Source organism: Aliihoeflea sp. 40Bstr573, assembly GCF_024105655.1.
Lineage (GTDB): Bacteria > Pseudomonadota > Alphaproteobacteria > Rhizobiales > Rhizobiaceae > Aliihoeflea.
The window spans coordinates 34,528-55,811 of record NZ_JAAAMH010000017.1; the positions used below are offsets into that span (position 1 = coordinate 34,528).

The following is a 21,284-nucleotide window of genomic DNA, read 5'->3' on the forward strand; positions in this document are numbered from 1 at the left end:
AGCCGACGCTTTGAGAGATCATCCCGGCGTTCCGAAGGAATGCCTCCAAGGGCGCAGTAATACGTCGCTGACGCGACGTTCCGCGCCCGGCCCCCGGTCCAGGGGAGGCGTGGCCTGCGGAACGCATGTCGTTCAACTGCCGGGATTGCTGACACCGTGGCCATCACACACTTCACGCCCCAGATCATCGGACGCGCTGACGGGCGCAGTGCCGTGCTGTCGGCCGCCTACCGCCACTGCGCGAAGATGGAGCATGCGGCCGAGGCCAGGGCTGTCGACTATTCGGGCAAGCGCAATCTCGCTCACGAGGAATTCCTGCTTCCTGGGAATGCGCCGAAGTGGGCGCGTGAGATGATCGCGGACCGTTCGGTCGCGGGCGCCGCGGAAGCGTTCTGGAACAAGGTCGAGGCGTTCGAACAACGCGCCGACGCGCAGTTCGCCAAGGAGTTCATCATCGCCCTGCCGGTGGAGCTGTCGAAGGCGCAGAACATCGCCCTGGTGCGCCAGTTCGTCCAAGAGCAGGTGCTCGGCCGCGGTCAGGTCGCCGATTGGGTCTATCACGACGATCCGGGCAATCCGCATGTGCATCTGATGACGACGCTGCGCCCGCTGACTGAGAGCGGCTTCGGAGGCAAGAAGGTCGCCGTGATCGGTGCTGACGGCCAGGCGGCCCGCACGAAAACCGGCAAGATCCAGTATCGTCTCTGGGCCGGCGAGAAGACCGAGTTCCTTGAGCAGCGGCAACGCTGGCTCGATCTCCAGAACCAGCACCTCGCGTTGGGCGGTTTCGAGATCCGCGTCGATGGACGTTCCTATGCGGAGCGCGGCATCGATCTCGTGCCCACAACCCATATCGGCCCGGGCGCAAAGGCGATCGAGCGCAGGGCAATGCGCGAGGGCAGGGACACCAGCCTCGAACGTCTCGCATCGCATGCGGCTGCGCGCGCGGTGAACGCCGAGCGCATTCAGGCCCGGCCGGAGATCGTGCTCGATCTCCTCAGCCGCGAAAAGAGCGTCTTCGACGAGCGCGACATCGCCAAGGTGCTTCATCGCTATATCGACGATCCGGTAGCGTTCCAGCAGCTCCTGGCGCGGATTCTTCAGAGCCCGGATTGTCTTCGTCTCGAAACCGGGACCGTCGATTTCGCGACCGGTGCGCGCTTGCCGGACAAGCTCACCACGCGCGAGTTGATCCGCCTTGAAGCGGAGATGGTATCCCGCGCGTCCGCGCTTGGGAAGGCGAAGGGATTCGGCGTCCGGGAGAAGATTGTCGCCGACGTTTTCGCGCGTCACGACCGTCTTTCAGACGAGCAGCGCACGGCCATCGCGCACGTGACCTCCGGCGCGCGGATTGCCACCGTTGTCGGCCGCGCCGGCGCCGGCAAGACAACCATGATGCGCGCGGCGCGCGAGGCATGGGAGGCGGCAGGCTACACCGTGGTCGGCGGCGCGCTTGCCGGCAAGGCGGCCGAGGGCCTCGAGACGGAAGCGGGAATCCCGTCCCGCACCCTGGCATCCTGGGAACTGCGTTGGAACGAGGCACGCAACCGCCTCGACAACAAGACGATCTTCGTCATGGACGAGGCCGGCATGGTCGCCTCGAAGCAGATGGCGACATTCGTCGAGACCGTCTCGAGGGCAGGCGCCAAGCTCGTCCTGGTCGGCGACGCCGAACAGCTCCAGCCGATCGAGGCGGGTGCCGCCTTCCGCGCCATCGTCGAGCGTACCGGCTATGCCGAACTCGAGACGATCTACCGCCAGAAGGACGCTTGGATGCGCACCGCCTCGCTCGATCTGGCGCGCGGCAATGTGACGGCGGCGCTCTCGGCCTATAGAGGCCACGGCATGGTGATCGGGGAGAAGCTGAAGGCCCAGGCGGTCGAGAGTCTGATCGCATCCTGGAACCGTGAATATGATCCCGAAAAGTCCACGCTCATCCTGGCCAATCTGCGTCGCGACGTGCGTGAACTCAACCGTCTCGCCCGCGAAAAGCTGGTCGTGCGCGGCATCGTCGGCGAGGGCTTCACGTTTCAAACGGAAGAGGGAACACGGCATTTCGACGCTGGTGACCAGATCGTGTTCCTCAGGAATGAGGGCGCGCTCGGTGTCAAGAACGGCATGATTGCCAAGGTGGTCGAAGCCGGGCCAGGCAAGATCGTCGCCGAGATCGGCGAGGGTGCGGACAAGCGCCGCGTTGAAGTCGAGGAGCGGTTCTATCGTAATCTCGATCTCGGCTACGCCACCACGATCCACAAGAGCCAGGGCGCGACCGTCGATCGCGTGAAAGTGCTCGCCTCGCTCTCGCTGGACCGGCATCTGACCTATGTGGCGATGACCCGGCATAGGGAGGACCTCCAGCTCTTTTACGGCGCGCGGTCGTTCCAGATCGCGGGTGGGCTCGACAGGCTCCTGTCGCGGCGCAACGCCAAGGAAACCACGCTCGACTATGCCGCCGGACGCTTCTACCGGCAGGCGCTCAGCTTCGCCAACAGCCGTGGACTTCATCTTATGCGGGTCGCCCGCACACTCGCTCGCGACCGGCTGGAATGGACGCTGCGCCAGAAGCGGCGCCTTGCCGATCTCGGCCGAAAGCTTCGCGCCGTCGGCACCCGCATCGGCCTCTTCGACACCACCCTGTCCGCCGTCCAATCGAAAATGGAGGCCGCGCCGATGGTCAAGGGCGTCACCACATTCGCCAAATCCATTACCGACGTCGCGGCCGAGAGGGTCCACGCGGAAAAGGAGGTTGCCAGACAGTGGGAGGAGGTCTCCGACCGGTTCCGTCTGGTCTTTTCCGATCCGGAGGCGGCGTTTCGCGCCTTGCGCTTCGATGCCATTCTCGCCGATCCCGCAATAGCATCGGAGCGTCTCGGACAGCTCGCGCGTGAACCCGCTTCGATCGGTTCGCTGCGTGGCCGTGAAGGATTGCTGGCGGGCCGGGCGGAACGGGAGGCACGACGTGAGGCCGAGGCCAATATCCCGGCACTCGGGCGCGAGATTGAGCGCTACCTGCGTTTGCGTGAAGCGGCCACGCGCAGGCTCGAGGCCGATGAAACGGCGCTGCGCCATCGCGTCTCTATCGATATTCCCGCGCTTTCACCCGCTGCGCGCGTCGTGCTCGAAAAGGTGCGCGACGCGATCGACAGCAATGATCTTTCGGCAGCACTTGGGTTCGCGTTGGCCGATCGCATGGCCAAAGCCGAAATCGACGGCTTCAACAAGGCGGTTTCCGAACGGTTCGGGGAACGCACATTGCTATCGAATGCCGCGCGGGACACCGAAGGCGCCGTGTTCAGCAAGGCAGCTCTCGGCCTGCCAGCGGCCGAACGCGAAAAGCTCGCAGCGGCCTGGCCAATGATGCGCACGGCGCAGCAGCTCGCGGCCCACGAGGGCACCGTCCAGGCGCTCAAGGAAACCGAGGCGCTGCGTCAGAGCCAGCGTCAGTCCCAGGTGCTCAAATGACCCGCAGGCGTCGCGCGCTCGCAATTCTCGGGATCGGCGCCACTTCCGTGATCAGCCTGTTAGCCCTCGGCTATGTAGGCGGCCTGCGCATTAATCTTACGCCGAGCTATCCGCTCGGAGTCTGGCGGATCGTGCCACTCGATCGCGAGGTTGCTGTCGGCGACCTGGTCATCATCTGTCCGCCGCCAACGTCTGCATTCACACTCGCGCGGCTGCGGGGATATCTGCATTCGGGGCTATGCCCGGGATGGCTGAGCCCGCTGATCAAGACCATCGCTGCGATGCAGGGACAGCGCGTGGAGATCGCCGGTTCCGTTTCCGTCGACGGAATGCCGCTCGCAGGCTCCGAGCTGCGCGCGGCGGACGCCGAGGGAAGGGCGCTTCTTCGCTACCCCGGCGGCATCGTCCCGCCCGATCACATCTTTCTCCACTCTGATTTCGCAGGTTCATATGACTCGAGATATTTCGGGCCGGTCCCGATCGCCGGTGTCCTCGGCCTGGCGCGTCCGGTCCTTACCAGTGATCCCTAACGCCGCAAAGACCATCGGGCTCGCGGTGCTTGCCGTTGCCGCCGGAGCAATCGCATGGAGCGGCAATCCCCTCACCCTCCCGCTCGCCTTCGCCTTTCCCGTCCTGTGGGCCAATTCTCCTTCCCGGATCGCGGCCGGAATTGTGTCGGCGGGATATTTCCTCGCCGCGTCACGCGGTCTGCCACAGGGTGTTGTCAATTACTTTGGCAGCGGGATCGCCGAAGGTCTCGCGCTCTGGCTTGGCGCATCGCTCGCCTTCGTCGCCGTGCATGCTGTGCTGTGGACATCGCGGCCCGGGACGGGACGAACCCTTCGATATGCCGCCGCGGTAATCCTCATGAGCGTGCCGCCCTTCGGAATCGTGGGTTGGGCGCATCCGATCACGGCGGCCGGGATCGTGTTCCCGGGCTGGGGATGGTGGGGCCTCGTGGCGGCCGCGATCGGCCTCCTCGCCATGACAACGAAGTTTTGGCCGATCGCAACGCTCGTCTGGGGAGGAGCGTTTGTCTGGTCCGCCGCAACCTGGACGGAGCCCAGCCTGCCCCAGGGCTGGATCGGTGTCGATACGAAATTCGGGGGTGAGCGCGGCACATATGCCGAGTTGTTCCAGCATCGCGAGACGATCGCCGCAGTAAAGGCGGCAGCGGCCCAGGGCAACAAGATCGTGGTACTGCCCGAGGGTGCCGCCGGTGTGTGGTCGCCGACCGTTGAACGCCTTTGGGTCCGTGAACTCAAGGGAGTCGACGTCACCGTCAATGCCGGAGCGATCCTGGTTGACGGGCAGGGCTATGACAATGTCATGGTCGAAATCTCGGGCGAAGGAGCGCGCATCCTCTACCGAGAGAGAATGCCGGTGCCAATCTCAATGTGGCAGCCCTGGCTAACGCTGATTGGCGAGTCCGGCGGCGCGCGCGCGCACTTCTTCGCCAATCCGATCGTCGAAACCGGCGGTGTGCGGTTGGCGCCGCTGATATGTTATGAGCAGCTGATTGTCTGGCCCGTCCTGCAATCGGCACTCTACGCACCCGACATCATTGTGGCGACGGGAAACGGCTGGTGGACAGACGGCACAAGCATCGTCGCTATTCAGAAGTCAGCAACCATTGCCTGGGCGCGGCTCTTCGATCTTCCACTTATCATGGCGTTCAACATCTGAGAGGAGCAGACAATGGGCGCTGAGCTATCCGCACCCCGTGTCGCTATGCAAATTGCCTCAGCCTCAAGGAACTGCGAATTTCTGTTTTTTCGGGCTGTACGGTTCGCATCAGGGGACCACGCTACCTGCGGCGATGTCTTCTCGCAGAAATTAGATGGCGCGAACCAAGCCGAAATGGAAAGTACAACCCGATCATGAAGAGCATTTGCGAAGGCTCGGATCTGATCACGCATGCTCCTTGATTTTCTGCAGCCGTTGTGCATCTAAAAGATGAACAAAAAAGTCATCTTTTAGCCCTCGAACTCACGCAGCAAAAACAGGGCGTCAGGTGGAGATTTGCGACCACATAGCTCGGGACAATGATCGCCTTCATTGAGCCGGAGCTGATCCCGGCGCCATTTCGTCGGGCGTAGGCCAGGTCTTGAATGCGACCGACGGGCGATCGCTTCGAGCGTACCGTTCGCTACGGCCTGGACGAGCACGATGGAGGCGCGGCCAGCAGCCCCAGAACGTGAGCGGTTCGGGCGCCCGAACGGTGGCTGGCCGCGTGATTGTCGCCGCTGCGGCGGTTACGAGGAGATTCGATGGTTGAGCATTGCGGCTCCTTTCTTGGGTTCCTCTCGGTTGGGCCTCAGAAGTTGCCTTGGGGCCGGCATAGAATCCTCGTGCATCACGGGGCAGGAATGTCGCTTGGTCCAGTCTTCCTTGATCAACGATCAGCGGTCGTACGCACTACAGCACTGCAGGAGGAGCATTGAGCATGAGACGGCGCGATCGACATGACGATGATCTAGAACTGTTCGAACTGCTCGCAAACCTAGAGGAGATCGCAGAAGCGACTCGGATTCCCGCGCTCTTGTGCAGGCTACTCGAGATTTATGGACTGAAGTCCGTCGCTTATCTGGGCTCTGGGCTCGCGGCGCAGCCTGGGCAAGGTCCATACCTCGCGGTAACCTATTCGGACGACTGGGTCGATCACTACAAGGCCCAGCGCTTCGTCGATGTTGATCCTGCTGTGCAGATCGGCATGCGACGCATGCTGCCGATCGACTGGGATACCTTCGATCGGAGAGACAAGAACGTGCGGCGTCTGTTCGGTGAGGCCGCTGAGTTCGGACTCGGCCGCCGCGGCATCTCTCTTCCCGTCCACGGCCAGCATGGTGACAGGGCCTTGGTCTCGATCACGAGCGACGCCAGCGATCGGGACTGGAGACACTTACGCCTCTACTACATGCGCGACTTCCAAATGCTGGCCCTCCATATGCATCAGGCCATCCTGCGGCTGGAGGGCCAGAGAGTGGAGACCGCCAGCCTGTCTCCGCGCGAGCGGGAATGTTTGTTGTGGGTCGCCGAGGGGAAGACGGCGTGGGAAACCGCTATCATCCTGGGTTTGTCGGAGCACACGGTGCGCTGCTACCTCGAGAGCGCCAGACATAAGCTCGGAGCTGCCAACAACACCCATGCGGTGAACAAAGCCGGCAAGGCTAGTCTGCTCAGCCAAATACCGTAAATCCGGCAGATACACCGGATTTAGGGTCCTTCTCCCGGGGGTTAGTTGCTTCAGCGTTTTCAACAAACGCAAGGAGCAACACCATGATCACCATCGTCGAAGGCGCGGAACGCGAGCGTCACTCCACCCTGATCGATGAAATGTTTCGGATGCGAGCAGCGGTCTTCGCCGACCGGCTCGAATGGGACGTCGCCGTCACCGATGGCAGGGAGATCGACCGCTTCGACGCCGAAGATCCCCTCTACCTACTTTCGCTCGACGACCGGACCGGGGCGCTGCAGGGGGCGGTCCGACTGCTGCCGACCACCGGCCCGAATATGCTGCGTGACGTCTTTCCGGTTCTTGTGCCGGGTGGGGCGCCGGCGAGCCCCCTCATCTGGGAAAGCTCCCGGTTCGCCGTAAATCCTGCCGCGCTCAACGCATGCGAACGTGCGGAAGCCAACCATGTCGTGAACCGCACAACGATCGAGCTTCTTTGCGGCATCGTCGAGGTTTGCCAGCGTGCCGGCATCGAGCACGTTGTGTCGGTCTTCGACGCGCGGATGGCTCGGATCTTTCGCTCGATCGACTGCGCCTTCGAGATCATCGGAACTCCGACCCGCATCGGTAGGACGATGACCTATGCCGGCGTGTTCGACATGTCGGACGACATGCGAGAGCGATTGGGGGAAGCAGGCAGGCTTCTCGCGCCTGTGCTGGCGACCTTTGAGCCGCAGCAGATTCCGGGTCCCCGCCACGTCTGATTGACCACCGCTTTTGTCAAATGGTTCTCTGGTCGACGCGGCAATCATGTCCTATAACGGCCCCGAGGCGGTACGCGCCGCCTTGGGGCTTAGAAACCCCACCACAGAGCAGGTGTCGGCTATCGCGACACCAAAGGATCCTCTGGCCATCGGCCGGGGGCCTGCGGCGTATGTCCAGGCACTCGTGCTAAAGGTCGTAGGGACCGTCTGTGGCGGTTTTCTAACCCCCGGCTTGGGGTCGAGATCTTATCGTTCGCGGGGGCGCACCGCGAACCAAGCCGCAGGGATTGCATGCGAAGGAAACCAGACGTCGACATAGGACCCGGCCGGGCGGCGACATCCAGTGTCATTCAGGCTCTCCTGGCTGAGCTGTCAGAGAACGAGCTGAAGCAGGTGGCCGTCGCGGTTATCCGGGAGAACAGGAGCCGGCTCCAGAAAGCACAGGAGCTATTCGAGGAGGTCAGCCGGCTTGACGCCGCCGGTTCGAGAGACGAGCATCTGGGGCATCTGGGGCATCTGGGGCATCTGGGGCATCTGGGGCATCTGGGGCATCTGGGGCATCTGGGGCACGACTATTGGATCGCCATGCTCAACCTCCACGCCCAGCATCTAATAGTGAGCCTGGTGATCGAACGTCTCGGATTCGTGCCCGAGGTCGACGGACAGCGCCCGGTACTCAATTAGCCGGCTTGGTCGTGATTAGATCAGCCCGATTCGCGTGGCAATAGTGCCTGCCTGTCGGTTGTTCGCGGCGCCAAGTTTGCTTGTAGCGGTGTCGATGTAGGACCGCACCGACCGATACGAGATGTCCAGCATGTGCGCGATGTCCTGCATCGCCATCCCTTCCGCGAACCAGCGCAGGCACTCCGCCTCGCGCGGTGAGAGCCGGATGCCGGAGGCAAGCGACACGTCTCCGCTCGCCGCTCCCAACCGCGAGTGCACGAAAGCGACCGCAACCGCAGCGGTCACCGGATCGATGTCCTCGCTCAGCGTCGATACAGCCCTCCCGCTCGCGAGCGTAAACACCATGCGGTCCCTGAATCCGACAGGAATCGAGATGGAGATCCCGGACCTGATGCCGAACCGCTCCGCCTCAACGCAGAACCTGATCACGTCCCGCCGCCCGTTGCGCCTCGCCTCATCCGCCGACCATGAGAACAACGGCGGTCCGTGCTTTGCCTTGGTCACCACCGGATCGACCCAAATGAACTCCCGTTGCACATAGAGCTCCTGCCACGCGCGCGGGTAGTTCGAGACCGCAAAACTCTCGGGACCGCGAAGATAGAGGTAGGCGAAGAAGTCGAAGCCCGTATCTTCCGCGAAATCCCGCAAAGACCGACGGGCCGCACGCTCGTCGAGCGGCAGCGAAAGCCTGTCGATGAGATTGAGCAGATTGGCGTTCAATGGTGGGCGGGTCCAATGGCAAGCCGTGCGACAGAAGGCGACCCTTCTGCACGGTGCGTTGAAAACGAAAGGGGTCATAGCTATCGATACGACCCGGGGAAGACGACGTCCTGGTCGACCAGGACATTGAACCGGTAGCCTGGACGGATCTCGAGTGTCGGCTGGACATTGAGGTTGCGCGAGACCGTCTGCTCGGAGATCTGCCCGAAGGTTTCGGCGAAGGAGCGCCGGGCGGCGTCCTCGGCACTGTTGGCCGTGCCGAAGCTGTTGCGGTCCTGCGGCAGCATCATTTCGGTCCCGGCCCCGATCAGGGCGACGAGGATCGCCGATCCGAACGTGCGCAGATAATGGTTGTCGACCTGATCCCGGAAGCCACCGTAGCCTGCGGCATCGGTCCCCGCCATGCCGCCGATCTGCAGCGTCGATCCGTTCGGAAAGATGAGATCGGTCCAGATGACAAGTACGCCGTCCTGCCCGAATGTGACCTCGGAATCGTAGCGGCCGAAGAGCTTCGATCCCTGCGGGATGAGAAGGTGCCGACCCGTCGCGCTGTCATAGACATTCTGCGAGACCTGAGCCGTAATCCGCCCGGGAAGGTCCGAATTGATGCCCGTAATCAGCGTGGCCGGGATGACCGACCCGCGCTTGAGCTCATAGGGCGAAATCTGGCCGACGACGGGATTGGGAAGGTAACCAAGGTCCCGGATGTCCTGATTGAAGAAGCGCTCCTTGGCCGCTTGCCCGTTCGCGTCCCTGGCGCCACCAAGCCCCGCCTCCATGGCCGCGGCGTATAGGTCAAGCGCGCTCTGCGGCCGCGTTGTCGACGATTGCGATTGGCCAGGCACCGTGGCTCTGCCGTCGTTGGCGTCAGCCGAAAAGCCGCCCAGCGAAACGGCGATCGGGGAATCGAACGCCGCGTCATTGGCTTGATAGCGCGCCATGCGCTGACGGTGGAGCTCGCGCATGAGCTGTTCTTCTTGCTCTCGCTCAAGTCTGGCTCGCCATATCTCTTCGGGCTCCAGAGCCGCCCGTTGCTGTTCGGCCGTGGACGCATCCGGTGGCTCCGGCATGAACGGGTTTTCCTCTGGCTCCGCCGGCTCAATCGGAATCGGTTGCGGTTGCGGTTGCGCCGGTTCGCCGATGATGCCGTCCGGGACACCCTCCTTGAGCTGGTCGGCATGCGTCGAGGCCGGGCGGGAGCCAGGTGTGAACGCTGCATCGTCATCGCCCAGGCGAATGCCGCGCGAGGACAGGCCATAGAAAATCGCGGCCAGAAAGAGCACCACCAGCATGATCGCTACGACGATCGGCAGGCGATTGAGGCGCCGGATTCGCGGCCCGCCAGTCAGATCGGAGCCACCGAGCTTGAGACTCTCGGTCATGACGGTTCTCTTGCCGCGCGCTGCATGACCGAAAGTGGAGAGATCGGCGTCGCCCCCTCTCCGCCCATCTGGTACATGCGCGTGAGGTCGAGTGTTCGGGTCGACAACCGGACCAGGATGCTACCCTCGAATGCGTCGACGACGTAGGCGAGGGGAACGGTAGCCGTGCCCTCTGTCGTCTGGTCCGTGGCGACGGCATAGCCCCAACCCTTCAGCGAAGACTCGAGCGCCTCGCCGAATATGGAGCCGTCCGGCTCAAGCTGGATCGTCGTCGTGCCTGGACCAACCTGCTCGGCAAATCGCCCGACCATGTCCCCTGCGATCGAGGACGCCGCCTCCGGAGTGAGCTCTGCGGTCGCAGAACTCGTGACTAGACCCGCCCCGCCCAGGGTCTGGCACCCGGCCAACAGGGCCGCGAACAGGACGAAAACCACCAGGCGAGGTTGGAGAATAGACTTGTGCATCTCCTACCCTCCCCGCCTGATCGTGACTTTCTCCTGGGAGCGTCCGACGCCCGAGACCAGGATCGCGCTGTCGACGTAGTAGTCGACCACCATCATGGTGCCGTTCATGCGGTAGTTGACGATCCGGTTCTCGCCGCCGGAAATCACGAACAGCACCGGCGCATCCTGGCCTGACAGCGACGAGGGGAACTGGATGTAGGTTTTCTGGCCGTCGCTGTAGATGCGGGTCGGCCGCCACCGCGCCGTTCCGCTCACACGAAACGAGAAATTGAGTTGCTCGGCCGGCACGCCTGCGCCGGGCACGATGCTCGCCTCCATGCGCGTGGCAATCTCGGCAAAGCGGGCATTGACGTCTTCGGGATATTCGAAACCCACCCGCGCCATGTAATTCGTCTGATGGGACTTGAGCTGGATGTGGTAGGTGCGCCGCGAGGTCGTCACCACCATCGAGGTGACGAGGCCGGGTTCCGATGGTTTGACGATCAGATGCACTGCCTGGCTGCCCGGCGCGCCCGACGTCGCCGGTTCGACCTTCCAGCGCACAGTGTCGCCGAGCAGCACGTCGCGCACGATTTCGCCCGGCTGGAGTTCGATGTCGCACACCTGCAGCGGCGAGCAGACCACCGATGGCTGAACCTGGCCGAAGAGGAAGATGACCTTACCGTCGGGGCCGCGCGTCACGACCCCCTGCCCTTGCTGCCACTGGCTGGAGAGGCTCGTGCCACGCTGTTCGTTGACACTCAGGGGCTGTGCCAGGGCCGGCACTGCAATTGTCGAGAAAACAAGCCCGGTGCAGAATGCTGCGCTCCGGAGTCTGGGTATGTTCATGAAAGGGATCCTCCGGGCACTCACAGCTGCGCCGTCCAGTCGAAATCTCTGAGGTAAAGGCCGATCGGGTTGAGGCGGATGACTGCCTCGTCCTGGGGCGGCGTCAGGGTGACCGTGGCGACGCCCCGAAACCGCTTTACGTCCTGTTCCCTGCCCTGCCGGTCGCGCTCATATTCCGTCCAGTCGACCTGGTAGCTCTGGTTGGAAAGCGGCACGATGTTCGTGACCTCGATGGCCACCGTCATCGTGCGGGCGCGGTCGAACGGAGAGTTGCCCCGAAACCAGGCGTTGACCTTCTCGGTCGCCGGATCGGCGGCGCGCAAGTGCGCATAGGTGCGGTCGATATATTGCTTCTGGACCACGGCATCGGGCGTGACCGAACGGAAATTGCTTACGAAGCTGCCAAGCGTGGCACGCACGACGCGAGGGTCGGCATATTCGATCTGTTGCGGGAAGCCGGCGCTCACCGCCGTGCCGAGCCGATCGACTTCCACGATGTAGGGCACCAGCTGCACCTGCGTGCTCTGATAAAGCGCATAGGAGAAGCCAATCACCGCCATCAGCATCCCCGTCACGCCGACGATGCGCCAGGACGCGGCCGCTTTCACATACGAGCCGTAGCGCTCGTTCCATTCCTGGCGTGCGGCAAGGTAGGGATTTTCCGGTGGGCTCTTTGCGGCCATGGTCACGCCTTGTCGTCTGCTGATTTTCTGGTGGTGGGGCGGCCCTGGCTCTGATCGAGCTTGGAATTGGCAAGGCCGAGCGTCGATGCCCCCCAGGTGCCGGGAACGCCGATCGCCTTGTCCCGCCCGGCCGAGGCGAGCGCGGAGCCGGCTGCCGTCGCGCCGCTGGTCATGCCTTTGAGCGCCGCGGCTCCGAACGAGCTGCCAGCGGCCCGTGCATCGGAATAGGCCGAGGCCCCTGCCCTCGCGCCGCCCCAGGCCAGCGCGGCGCTGCCGGCGGCCATGGTTGCGGCCTGGCCGCCGTGGCGGATCGTCTCCATGCCGCCGGTCACCGATACCCCCTGCACGACACCCTGGACGATGTTGGGTACGTACATGGCGATGACGAACACCACGACGGAAATGCCGCCGATCGCCAGCGTGGAGAGAAACTCGTCGGCGCCCGAGGGGGAGTTGGCGAGATTGATGAGGACTTCAGAACCGATGCGCGCGATCATCACCAGCGCCATCAGCTTCATGCCGACCGAGAACGCATAGACGAGATACCGGACGGCGAAGTCCTTGGTGAAGCTCGAGCCGCCGAGACCCAGCATGATCATCCCGGCGAGCAGCCCGACATACATCTCGGCCATCACGGCCACGAAGATCGCGGCCACCAGGCTGAAGGCAATGACGACGATCACCATGGCGAACACCGCCGCGATCGCCAGCGCGTTGTCCTCGAACAGCCCGAACTGCGCTTTCTCCGACATCTGGCTGGCGACCTGCAGGCCGGCATTGAAGACGTTCGCCGGTGAGGCCGATCCGCCCCCTGCGCCGATCTGGAACAGGCTGTCGACCATTGCCCGTGCGAAGTCCGGTCCCTGCTCAAGGATGAAGACGAACAGGCCGATGAACATGATGCGCCGCACCAGCTCGGCGAACCACGTGTCGAGCGATGCCGCACCGAGGGCCAGCCAGACCGCAGCGATGCCAACCTCGATGCCGGCAAGGATCCAGAACAGCGAGCGGGCCGCCTGCATGACGGTCGTCTCCCAACCCTGCGCGGCGTCCGCGACCTCGTTTTCCAGCGTCGTGAGGAGCGAGCCATCCTGTGCAAGGGCGGGCTGGAGAAGAAGCAGGGCCCCGAGGAATACGGCAAGGGCGAGTTTAGTTCTCGGGGGCCTCATCGCCCTGCCCCTCTCCGTTGCCCCAGCGCGGCCGCATCTCCTGCCCGCCGGTGGTGTCATACTCAGTCGGTCTGTCGAGGACTCTGCGTGCCCGGTCCGGTTCCCCGCCAAGGTTCGGGACGACCCAGATCGCAACAGCGATTCCGACAATGACAGTGGCCGCCGCCACGATGATAAGTGTTCTCGTCACCAGCGCGGCTCCATGACCTGGCCGCCCGATGTCGACGGCGCGTTCGAGTTGAAAAAGTCCTCTCGACGTGTCTGCGCGAGATCCTTTGCGGCCTGCTCGGATTGATGCCAGGTCGCCATCATCGTGATCTGCTGGGAGACGAGGCCGCGCAGTTTCTGCGTCTGCGCCACCTGTTGCGCGGCAATCTGATGGCCGACCTGAAGCGCCTGCATCTGTCCGACGGAGCTCTGCGACATCGAGCGAAGTTGGCTCATCGTCGCCTCTTCACTGGCGAACTGATCGGCCGTCAGCCCGGCCGCCCGCAGCGTCGCCGAAATCGTCTCGCGGTTGGTGTCCGACCATGACTGATAGCTCGAGGAAAAATCCTCGCCGTTCGCGAGCCCCGTCTCGAACTCGGCGAAGCTCTCGAAGCGTTGCTTGAGAACGTCGTCGATATTGCCCATCGCAAAGGCGATGCCCTCGCCCTGGTTGACGAGGCTCTGGAGTTGCATGAGGTCGCTTTCGACCTGCCCCCAGATGTGATCGGGCAGCTGCAACGTGTTCTGCAGCATGTTCTCGTAGATGCGGATCTGGTTCTGGATTTGCTCGGAAAGTTGCGTGATCTGCGTCATCTGGTTCTGGATCTGCTCGGCCGACTGGCCTGTGAGCCCCACCAGCTCGGCGTTGTTGAGCAGCTGCGTCCATTCGGTTGCGTTCCCCGTGACCGCGCCGGCATGCGCCGGGCCCGTGAAAGCCAGGCAGGCGCTCACCACCGAGGCGGCGGTGATCCTAATCGCGTGTGAGAATGGCTTCGGCATTGCCTATACCCCTTTCCAAAAGCCACGCAGCCGGCCAGTCCGGACCATGATCCTTGTGCAGCTGATCGATGCGATTGAGGTCTTCCTTGCCCGAGGCGCCAGCGAAGGCGAGCGCGACCGGGCCAAGCGCCATGTCGAATAGCCGCCTGCCCTCGGGGCTTGCGACGTAGTATTCGCGCTTCGGCGTTGCCGTCGCGACGATCTCGATCTGGCGCTCGTTGAAGCCGATGCGCTCATAGAATTCGCGCGTGCCCGGCTCTCGCGCGGCGCCGTTCGGCAGGCAGATCTTGGTCGGACAGCTTTCCTTGAGCACGTCGATGATGCCCGACCGTTCGGCGTCGGATATCGACTGTGTCGCCAGAAGCACCGCGCAGTTCGCCTTGCGCAGCACCTTGAGCCACTCCCTGATCTTGTCCCTGAAGGTGGGATGGCCGAGCATTAGCCAGGCCTCGTCGAGAACAATGAGACTGGGCGCGCCCGTCAGGCGTTTTTCGATCCTGCGGAAGAGATAGAGGAGCACGGGCACGAGATTGCGCTCGCCCATGTTCATCAGCTCCTCGATTTCAAAGGTCTGGAACGCGCCGAGCGCCAGCCCGTCTTCCTCGGCGTCGAGAAGTTGCCCCATCGGCCCGTCGACCGTGTAATGGTGGAGCGCGTCCTTGATTTCGCGCATCTGCACCCCGCTCACGAAATCCGAGAGCGAGCGGCCGCGCGCCGACGCCATGAGGCCGACCTGCCGCGAGATCGCGTTGCGATGATCTGGTGTGATCGCAACACCTTGCATAGCGATCAGCGTCTCGATCCATTCGCTTGCCCAGGCCCGATCTCCCTCGGTCGACAACTCGGCCAGCGGGCAGAACGACAGGGAAGTCCCCTCCCCTGCCCCGACCTCATAATGATCGCCCTCCGCGGCGATCGTGAGCGGGCGCAGGGACAGGCCCTTGTCGAAGGCGAAGATCTGCGCGTTCTCGTAGCGGCGAAACTGGGCCGCAATCAGCGCGAGCAATGTCGACTTGCCCGAACCGGTCGGACCGAACACGAGCGTATGCCCTACATCGTCGACATGAAGGTTCAGCCGGAAGGGCGTCGAGCCCGAAGCGACCTGCATCAAGGGTGGGGATCCGGTCGGATAGAACGGGCACGGCGCGGTCGTGCTGCCTGACCAGACCGAGTTGAGAGGAATGAGGTCCGCCAGATTGCGCGTGTTGACGAGCGGTTCGCGGACATTGGCATAGGTGATGCCCGGCAGGCTGCCGAGATAGGCTTCGGTCGCATTGAGTGTCTCGATGCGCGCGCCGAACCCTTCGGCCTGGACAAGCCGGCGCACCGCCTCGGCCTGGTCGCGCAACCGCGCGTCGTCGGTATCGAAGAGGACGATCACCGGTGTGTAATAGCCAAAGGCGACGAGCTGGGAAGAGGCCTCGGCAATGGCGTCCTCGGCCTCGGCGACCATCGTCATGGCGTCCTGGTCGACCGCGCGGCTCTGGGTCTGGAAAAGCTGGTCGAAGAACGGCCGCACCTTCTGCTGCCATTTCTTGCGGGTGCGTTCGAGCTTTGCACGCGCTTCCTGGTCGTCGAGGAAAATGAAGCGGCTCGACCACCGGTAAGTGAGCGGCATCAGGTCGAGCGAATTGAGAATGCCCGGCCAGCTCTCGGCCGGAAGCCCGTCGATCGCGACGACGGCCAGATACCGCCCGTCGACCACCGGCGAGAGGCCATGGTGGAACTCGGCCGTGGCCAGCCAGTCGAGATACATCGGGATCGCCGGCAGTCGAACCGGATGGCTCTCTCCCACGATGCAGAACCGGATGAACTGGAAGAGTTCATCGTACTGGATCTCGCGGCCGGTCTCAGGGTCGGCGACCGTGCGCGTCACCATGCGCCGGATCGAAAGCACATTGGCCAGATACTGTTCGAACTCGCGGATAGACGTGCGGAAGGTCTCCAGGACCACATCGGCGTAGGTCTCCGAGCGGCTGTCACTGTCAGAATAGACATAGCGTGCGAGGCCCGACCGCCGTCGTTCGGGCGGCCGGTAAGTGAGAATGATCGCGTGCTGGCTCTCGTAATGCCCGCTTTCGGCCTCGAAATGCGCCCGGCGTTCGTTGTCGATCGCGCGTGTCACAAGCTCAGGGAAATGACAGTCCTCGCGTGCGGGATAGGCGACGGTGGGGATGCGCACCGCCTCGACCTGGATCATCCAGCCCGAGCCGAACCGGGACAGAATCGTGTTGATCTGCCTCGACACCTCATTGCGCTCGAGATTGGTCGAGCTTTCCGAGTCCGGGCCGGCAAAATACCAGCCGGCCATCACCGACCCATCCTTGAGCAGGATCACGCCGTCGTCGACCAGGCCCGCATAGGGCAGAAGGTCGGAGAAGGACGGCCGGGTGTTGCGGAACTGACGAAGCGCGACCATTCCAGTCAGGGCCTCCGCCATGGTGAGGCGGTCGGACGGTAGCCCGCGCGGTAGCGAATATGGCGCAGATAGACCTGCCGCATCATCGGATCGGCTTTGGCCATCATGCGAAGCGCAGCCAACGCGGCGGTCCAGATAGCGATCCCGAGCAGCACGGAAAACCACGTCAGGACCACGAAGATCAGGATCACCGCGGCAAGACCGGTCAGCAACACCAGCTCCCGATCGGCCCCCATCAAATGGTTCGGGCGCGAAAGCGCCCGATGGATGCGGGATCGTGTGAGAGCAACGCCTGGCTCAGCCATCGCTCCCCTCCCCTGCCCCGGCCGGCGGCGCCTCGTCGGCCGGATAGCCGATCGAGGCGCCGCTCGCGCCGAATAGGCCAACGATCTGCGTGGCGCCGAGGAGGATGCCGGCGACCAACACGACATACATCAGCCGGCGCGCGAAATCGTTGAGCTCTCCGCCAAAGATGAGCATGCCGCCTGCGACCGCAACGGCGGCCAGCGCGATGAACCCCGCAACCGGACCGGTGATCGATTGCTGTATCTGCTGGAGCGGCCCCTCCCAGGGCAGACCGCCGCCACTTGAGGCGAGCGCCGGCGTTGCAAGAGCGACAAGTAGGAGCGTTGCCGCAACCGGGATGGCGGCCAGAGCGCGGCTGTTACGCGGCATGACTTTCCTCGTCGATCTGGGGATGGTGATCTGTCGCGTAGCGCGCGCCGTCGAAGCCGGTGACATACATGACATCACGCACCCGCCGCCCGTGGCCGGCGCGTTCGATCGAAACGACGAGGTCGACGGCTTCACCGATCACTTCTCGCATCGGCTGCTGGCTGACCTCTGCGGTCAATTGCTCGAGGCGGCGAAGCGCGGAGATGGTGCTGTCGGCATGAATAGTCGTCACGCCGCCCGGGTGGCCGGTATTCCATGCCTTGATGAGGGTGAGCGCGGCACCGTCGCGAACCTCGCCGACAATGATCCGGTCCGGCCTCAGCCGCATCGTGCTCTTGAGAAGCCGGGCCATGTCCACTGTGTCGCTGGTATGAAGGGCAACCGCGTTCTCGGCGGCGCACTGGATTTCCGCGGTGTCTTCCAGGATGACCAGACGGTCATCGGGCGACCGGGCGACGATCTCAGCAATCACTGCGTTGGCAAGCGTAGTCTTGCCCGATCCGGTTCCGCCGCTGATCACGATGTTCATGCGCGAGGCAACGGCGCTCCGCAGCACGGTTGCCTGGCGGTGAGTCATGATTCCTGCGCGCACATATTCCTCGAGCGGAATGAGCCGGGATGCCCGCCTTCGAATGGTGAACGTGGGCGCAGCGACGATTGGTGGGAGCAGACCCTCGAAGCGGTGCCCGCCGATCGGGAGTTCGCCCGAGATGATCGGCTGGCTCGCATCCACCTCGGTCTGCAGCGCATGGGCCACGCTGCCGATAATGATTTCGGCTGCGCCGGGCGCGAGCTCACCAATGGGCCCGACCCCCTGCCCCAACCGTTCAACGAACAGCCGGCCATCGGGATTGAGCATGATCTCGACGACCAGCGGATCCTCGAGTGCCCCGCAGATCGCCTCGCCGAGCGCGTCCTGCAGTTTGCGCACGAGCCGGTCGTGCGATCGCGCCCGGCTCATCCGGCAACTTCCACAAACTGGACCTCGCTAGACGCAGATGTCTCGTATCGAGCGGCTCTGCACCGCTCTCGTCTCCATGGCATGTTTCCGTCCTACAAATGCGATCGACGGGCCTATCGATCATGGATAACTACGTTCCGTCAGCCCGGCAGAATTGCCGGGTTTGGTTGGGGTGAGTCGGGTTCCGGACGGCGGATTGGAGGATATTTGGTTTCCCCGGGCCCAACGGCCGGGTTCGGCCCCGGCAATTCTGCCGGGCCAGGATTTGCTCCAGGTATCATCGGGCAAAGTTGTTAAGTGACTGAGAGAAAAGGGAAAAGGCCGCCAAAGTCACGGCTTCCGCCGTTCTTGGTCGCCCTTCTGGCAACCTTCTGTTAACCTAAAATCGCTTGCCAGAGAACGGGAATCGCTCATACTGGCGCCAGATTGGCCGAATGGCTGAATATGGCGCTATTTTCTCGTTCGGGGGACAAAGCGGAGATGGCATTTCTCCCAAGTTTTGAGTTTGACGACAAGATCCTCGCCCAAGGGGCCGAGATCTCGCGCAAGCTCGACCAACTGAGGGTCGAGAAGTTTCCGACCGAAGGGCAGAAGACGCTTCGGCGGTTCTCGATGGCCGAGGTCGCCCATTATCTCGGGATCAGTCCAAACAATCTGAAACGCCTCCATCTCGAAAAGAAAGGCCCCGAGCCGTTCGTCGTTGCCGGCGGACGGCGCTTTTACTCGGCCGAGCAGATGACCGAGCTGCGGGACTATCTCGATAAGCACGGGCGATCGGATTCCAAGAAGTATGTGCCCTACCGCAAACCCGGCGAAAAGCTGCAGGTCATTGCGGTCGTCAATTTCAAAGGCGGGTCGGGAAAGACCACCACCACGGCACATTTGGCGCAGCACCTTGCGCTCACGGGTCACAGGGTCCTGACGGTGGATCTCGATCCGCAGGCTTCGCTATCGGCCCTCCATGGCTTCCAGCCCGAGCTCGACAAGAACCCCTCGCTCTACGATGCGATCCGATATGAGGATGCGGCGCCCGTCGAAGACGTTATTCGCAAGACGAATTTCCCGTTGCTCGACATCATCCCTGCGAACCTTGAACTGCAGGAATATGAGTACGAGACGCCGCTTGCGATGCAGTCTCCGTCTCAAGAAGGAAAGCGGTTCTTCACAAGGGTCGCCAAGGCGTTGGATTCGGTCAGTGACCGCTATGACGTCGTGGTCATCGATTGCCCTCCTCAGCTTGGCTACCTGACGCTCTCGGCACTCTCGGCCGCCACGTCGGTTCTAATTACAGTCCATCCGCAGATGCTGGACCTGATGTCCATGAGTCAGTTTCTGCTGATGCTGGGCAACATCATGAAGTCGATCAAGAATGCTGGCGCGCACGTCCAGCTGGACTGGCTGCGCTATCTCATCACCCGATACGAACCCACGGACATTCCCCAGGCGCAGATGGTCGGCTTCATGCAGTCGATGCTTGCCGAGGAAATCCTGAAGAACCCGATGCTCAAATCCACGGCGATTTCCGACGCCGGCCTCACCAAGCAGACGCTCTATGAGGTCGAGCGATCGAACTTCAATCGGGATACTTACGATCGTGCAATCGACAGCATGGATGCCGTGAACTTCGAGATTCAGGGACTGATTCACCAGGCATGGGGGCGGCTGTGATGTTGACTGCCGTCAAAACCGCCAAAAAAGTACGCGGTTTCAAGCGCATAAGTCGGATAAGGGGGTGCTAGTCAAATGGCGCGGAAAAATCCCTTTGCGAGCATTATGGACAACGGCAACGTTCCCGCCGAGCGCCCGGTCGCGCGAGACTACGCCTTCAAGGGTGCATCACGCTCGCTTATAAGCTCGATCGACGAAATGGCAGCGCAGGCAGGCAAGCTGCTCGAGGGCGAGACGATAATCGAGGTTGACCCCGACTTGGTGGACCAATCCTTCGCCAACGACCGGCTCAACGTTGATCAGGAAGACTACGAGGCCGACTACGCCCAGGTGCTGGAGTCGATCCGCAGTTCCGGTCAGAACTCCCCGGCCCTCCTTCGCCCTCATCCCGAGCGGTCCGGCCGATACATGCTTGTCTTCGGTCGCCTCCGCTGGCGCGCCGCTAAGGAGCTTGGTGTCAAGCTTCGCGCTGTCATTAAAGAGATCTCCGAGCGCGACCATGTGATCGCCCAGGGACAGGAAAACAACGCACGAGCGAACACGTCCTTCATCGAGAAAGCGCTGTTTGCCGCCGACATCGTTCAACGGAAATTCGACGAGGACAACGCGACCGCCCTCGCCGCGATCGGTGTCGATCGGCCGACACTTTCGAAGATGCTCTCTGTCGCGTCGATACCCAAGGACCTGCTCGAAGCGATCGGCCGCGCCAAAGCCGTCGGTCGTGATCGCTGGTACGAACTCAAGCTCCTCCTCGGCAAGCCGGGCAATGTCGACGCTGCCCTGGCTCTGACGTCGAATTCCGATTTTCAAGGGATGCCAAGCGAAGCGCGGTTCGAAGCTATCGTCGCGAAGCTGAAAGCCTCAAAGCCACGGCGCCGTGCCGCGCCGGCACCATCTAAACGCACTTGGGCGCCGTCTGATGGGCGTGTTACCGCGGAGATGGTGGCCAGTGGCAAGAAATTCACCATCGCCCTGAAGGCGAAGGGGACCGACGCAACAGCGTTCGGTGACTACCTCTCGGAAAATCTCAGCGAGTTGTATGAGGCTTTCCGTCGGGAAAAACGAGCAACCACAAACGGAGATTGAGCGCAAAAGAAAAAGGCCCCCGAAACGGCATTCCGGAAGACCTTCTCTTTAAGTTTGGCGACTGAGAGAATCCCACTTCCGCGAATCATAGTCAAGACCATTCAGGTCGGTTTGAGCGCCAATTCGGCGAGCAGGTTTCTTTTGCCTAGCGATAGGT

At 62.9% G+C, this 21,284-nt stretch carries 20 protein-coding genes; 8 read left to right on the forward strand and 12 right to left on the reverse strand.

The genetic code is table 11. The features are described from left to right. The first annotated feature begins 156 nt into the window (after window positions 1-156). From traA to GTK01_RS16935, 6 genes are all read left to right on the forward strand, one after another. The gene (gene traA / locus GTK01_RS16910) at window positions 157-3,462 is read left to right on the forward strand and encodes a Ti-type conjugative transfer relaxase TraA (protein ID WP_252928204.1); all 3,306 of its coding nucleotides are present in this window, start codon (window positions 157-159) and stop codon (window positions 3,460-3,462) included. Further along, a complete protein-coding gene (traF, locus tag GTK01_RS16915; RefSeq protein WP_252928206.1) occupies window positions 3,459-3,992 on the forward strand; it encodes a conjugative transfer signal peptidase TraF in 534 nt (177 codons plus the stop codon). The genes traA and traF overlap by 4 nt, the downstream gene beginning before the upstream one ends. Next, complete coding sequence (locus GTK01_RS16920) at window positions 3,982-5,148, forward strand: carbon-nitrogen hydrolase family protein (RefSeq protein ID WP_252928207.1); 1,167 nt, start codon at window positions 3,982-3,984, stop codon at window positions 5,146-5,148. Before traF ends, GTK01_RS16920 begins: the two co-directional genes overlap by 11 nt. A 760-nt stretch (window positions 5,149-5,908) precedes the next feature. Further along, window positions 5,909-6,658, forward strand: coding sequence for a LuxR family transcriptional regulator (locus GTK01_RS16925; RefSeq protein ID WP_252928209.1), 750 nt, complete (start codon window positions 5,909-5,911; stop codon window positions 6,656-6,658). 83 nt (window positions 6,659-6,741) lie between these two features. Continuing rightward, window positions 6,742-7,401, forward strand: a complete 660-nt coding sequence (locus GTK01_RS16930) for an acyl-homoserine-lactone synthase (RefSeq protein ID WP_252928210.1) — start codon at window positions 6,742-6,744, stop codon at window positions 7,399-7,401. Between the two features lie 291 nt (window positions 7,402-7,692). Beyond that, window positions 7,693-8,085, forward strand: a complete 393-nt coding sequence (locus GTK01_RS16935; protein WP_256483922.1) for a transcriptional repressor TraM — start codon at window positions 7,693-7,695, stop codon at window positions 8,083-8,085. Between the two features lie 15 nt (window positions 8,086-8,100). Here the strand turns inward: GTK01_RS16935 and GTK01_RS16940 are convergent, their stop codons facing one another. The 12 genes from GTK01_RS16940 to trbB form a co-directional block, all read right to left on the reverse strand. Then, window positions 8,101-8,805, reverse strand: a complete 705-nt coding sequence (locus tag GTK01_RS16940; protein ID WP_252928213.1) for an autoinducer binding domain-containing protein — start codon at window positions 8,803-8,805, stop codon at window positions 8,101-8,103. An 80-nt stretch (window positions 8,806-8,885) separates the two neighbouring features. Beyond that, the gene (trbI, locus tag GTK01_RS16945) at window positions 8,886-10,187 is read right to left on the reverse strand and encodes an IncP-type conjugal transfer protein TrbI (RefSeq protein WP_252928215.1); all 1,302 of its coding nucleotides are present in this window, start codon (window positions 10,185-10,187) and stop codon (window positions 8,886-8,888) included. Continuing rightward, window positions 10,184-10,651 (reverse strand): conjugal transfer protein TrbH, encoded by a 468-nt coding sequence (trbH, locus tag GTK01_RS16950; protein ID WP_223006676.1) that lies wholly within the window; start codon window positions 10,649-10,651, stop codon window positions 10,184-10,186. Before trbH ends, trbI begins: the two co-directional genes overlap by 4 nt. A 3-nt stretch (window positions 10,652-10,654) precedes the next feature. Continuing rightward, window positions 10,655-11,479, reverse strand: coding sequence for a P-type conjugative transfer protein TrbG (gene trbG / locus GTK01_RS16955; RefSeq protein ID WP_252928217.1), 825 nt, complete (start codon window positions 11,477-11,479; stop codon window positions 10,655-10,657). 20 nt (window positions 11,480-11,499) lie between these two features. Next, window positions 11,500-12,162 (reverse strand): conjugal transfer protein TrbF, encoded by a 663-nt coding sequence (locus GTK01_RS16960; protein WP_252928259.1) that lies wholly within the window; start codon window positions 12,160-12,162, stop codon window positions 11,500-11,502. Between the two features lie 2 nt (window positions 12,163-12,164). Beyond that, a complete protein-coding gene (gene trbL, locus GTK01_RS16965) occupies window positions 12,165-13,331 on the reverse strand; it encodes a P-type conjugative transfer protein TrbL (protein WP_252928221.1) in 1,167 nt (388 codons plus the stop codon). Beyond that, window positions 13,312-13,521 carry an entry exclusion protein TrbK gene (gene trbK / locus GTK01_RS16970; protein ID WP_252928222.1) on the reverse strand — a complete coding sequence of 70 codons (210 nt, stop codon included), beginning with the start codon at window positions 13,519-13,521 and terminating at the stop codon, window positions 13,312-13,314. Before trbK ends, trbL begins: the two co-directional genes overlap by 20 nt. After that, the gene (gene trbJ, locus GTK01_RS16975; RefSeq protein WP_252928225.1) at window positions 13,518-14,318 is read right to left on the reverse strand and encodes a P-type conjugative transfer protein TrbJ; all 801 of its coding nucleotides are present in this window, start codon (window positions 14,316-14,318) and stop codon (window positions 13,518-13,520) included. The genes trbK and trbJ overlap by 4 nt, the downstream gene beginning before the upstream one ends. Next, window positions 14,290-16,737 carry a conjugal transfer protein TrbE gene (locus GTK01_RS16980; RefSeq protein ID WP_252928227.1) on the reverse strand — a complete coding sequence of 816 codons (2,448 nt, stop codon included), beginning with the start codon at window positions 16,735-16,737 and terminating at the stop codon, window positions 14,290-14,292. The genes trbJ and GTK01_RS16980 overlap by 29 nt, the downstream gene beginning before the upstream one ends. Window positions 16,738-16,742: 5 nt before the next feature. Further along, entirely contained in the window at window positions 16,743-17,042 is a 300-nt protein-coding gene (locus tag GTK01_RS16985) for a conjugal transfer protein TrbD (protein ID WP_252928229.1), read from the reverse strand. Beyond that, window positions 17,035-17,412, reverse strand: coding sequence for a TrbC/VirB2 family protein (locus GTK01_RS16990; RefSeq protein ID WP_252928231.1), 378 nt, complete (start codon window positions 17,410-17,412; stop codon window positions 17,035-17,037). The genes GTK01_RS16985 and GTK01_RS16990 overlap by 8 nt, the downstream gene beginning before the upstream one ends. Further along, window positions 17,402-18,373, reverse strand: a complete 972-nt coding sequence (trbB, locus tag GTK01_RS16995; protein WP_252928232.1) for a P-type conjugative transfer ATPase TrbB — start codon at window positions 18,371-18,373, stop codon at window positions 17,402-17,404. The genes GTK01_RS16990 and trbB overlap by 11 nt, the downstream gene beginning before the upstream one ends. A 480-nt stretch (window positions 18,374-18,853) precedes the next feature. Here trbB and repA point away from each other — a divergent pair, with 480 nt between their 5' ends. After that, window positions 18,854-20,041, forward strand: a complete 1,188-nt coding sequence (repA, locus tag GTK01_RS17000) for a plasmid partitioning protein RepA (RefSeq protein ID WP_252928233.1) — start codon at window positions 18,854-18,856, stop codon at window positions 20,039-20,041. 75 nt (window positions 20,042-20,116) lie between these two features. Beyond that, window positions 20,117-21,127 carry a plasmid partitioning protein RepB gene (gene repB / locus GTK01_RS17005; protein ID WP_252928235.1) on the forward strand — a complete coding sequence of 337 codons (1,011 nt, stop codon included), beginning with the start codon at window positions 20,117-20,119 and terminating at the stop codon, window positions 21,125-21,127. Window positions 21,128-21,284: the final 157 nt, after the last annotated feature.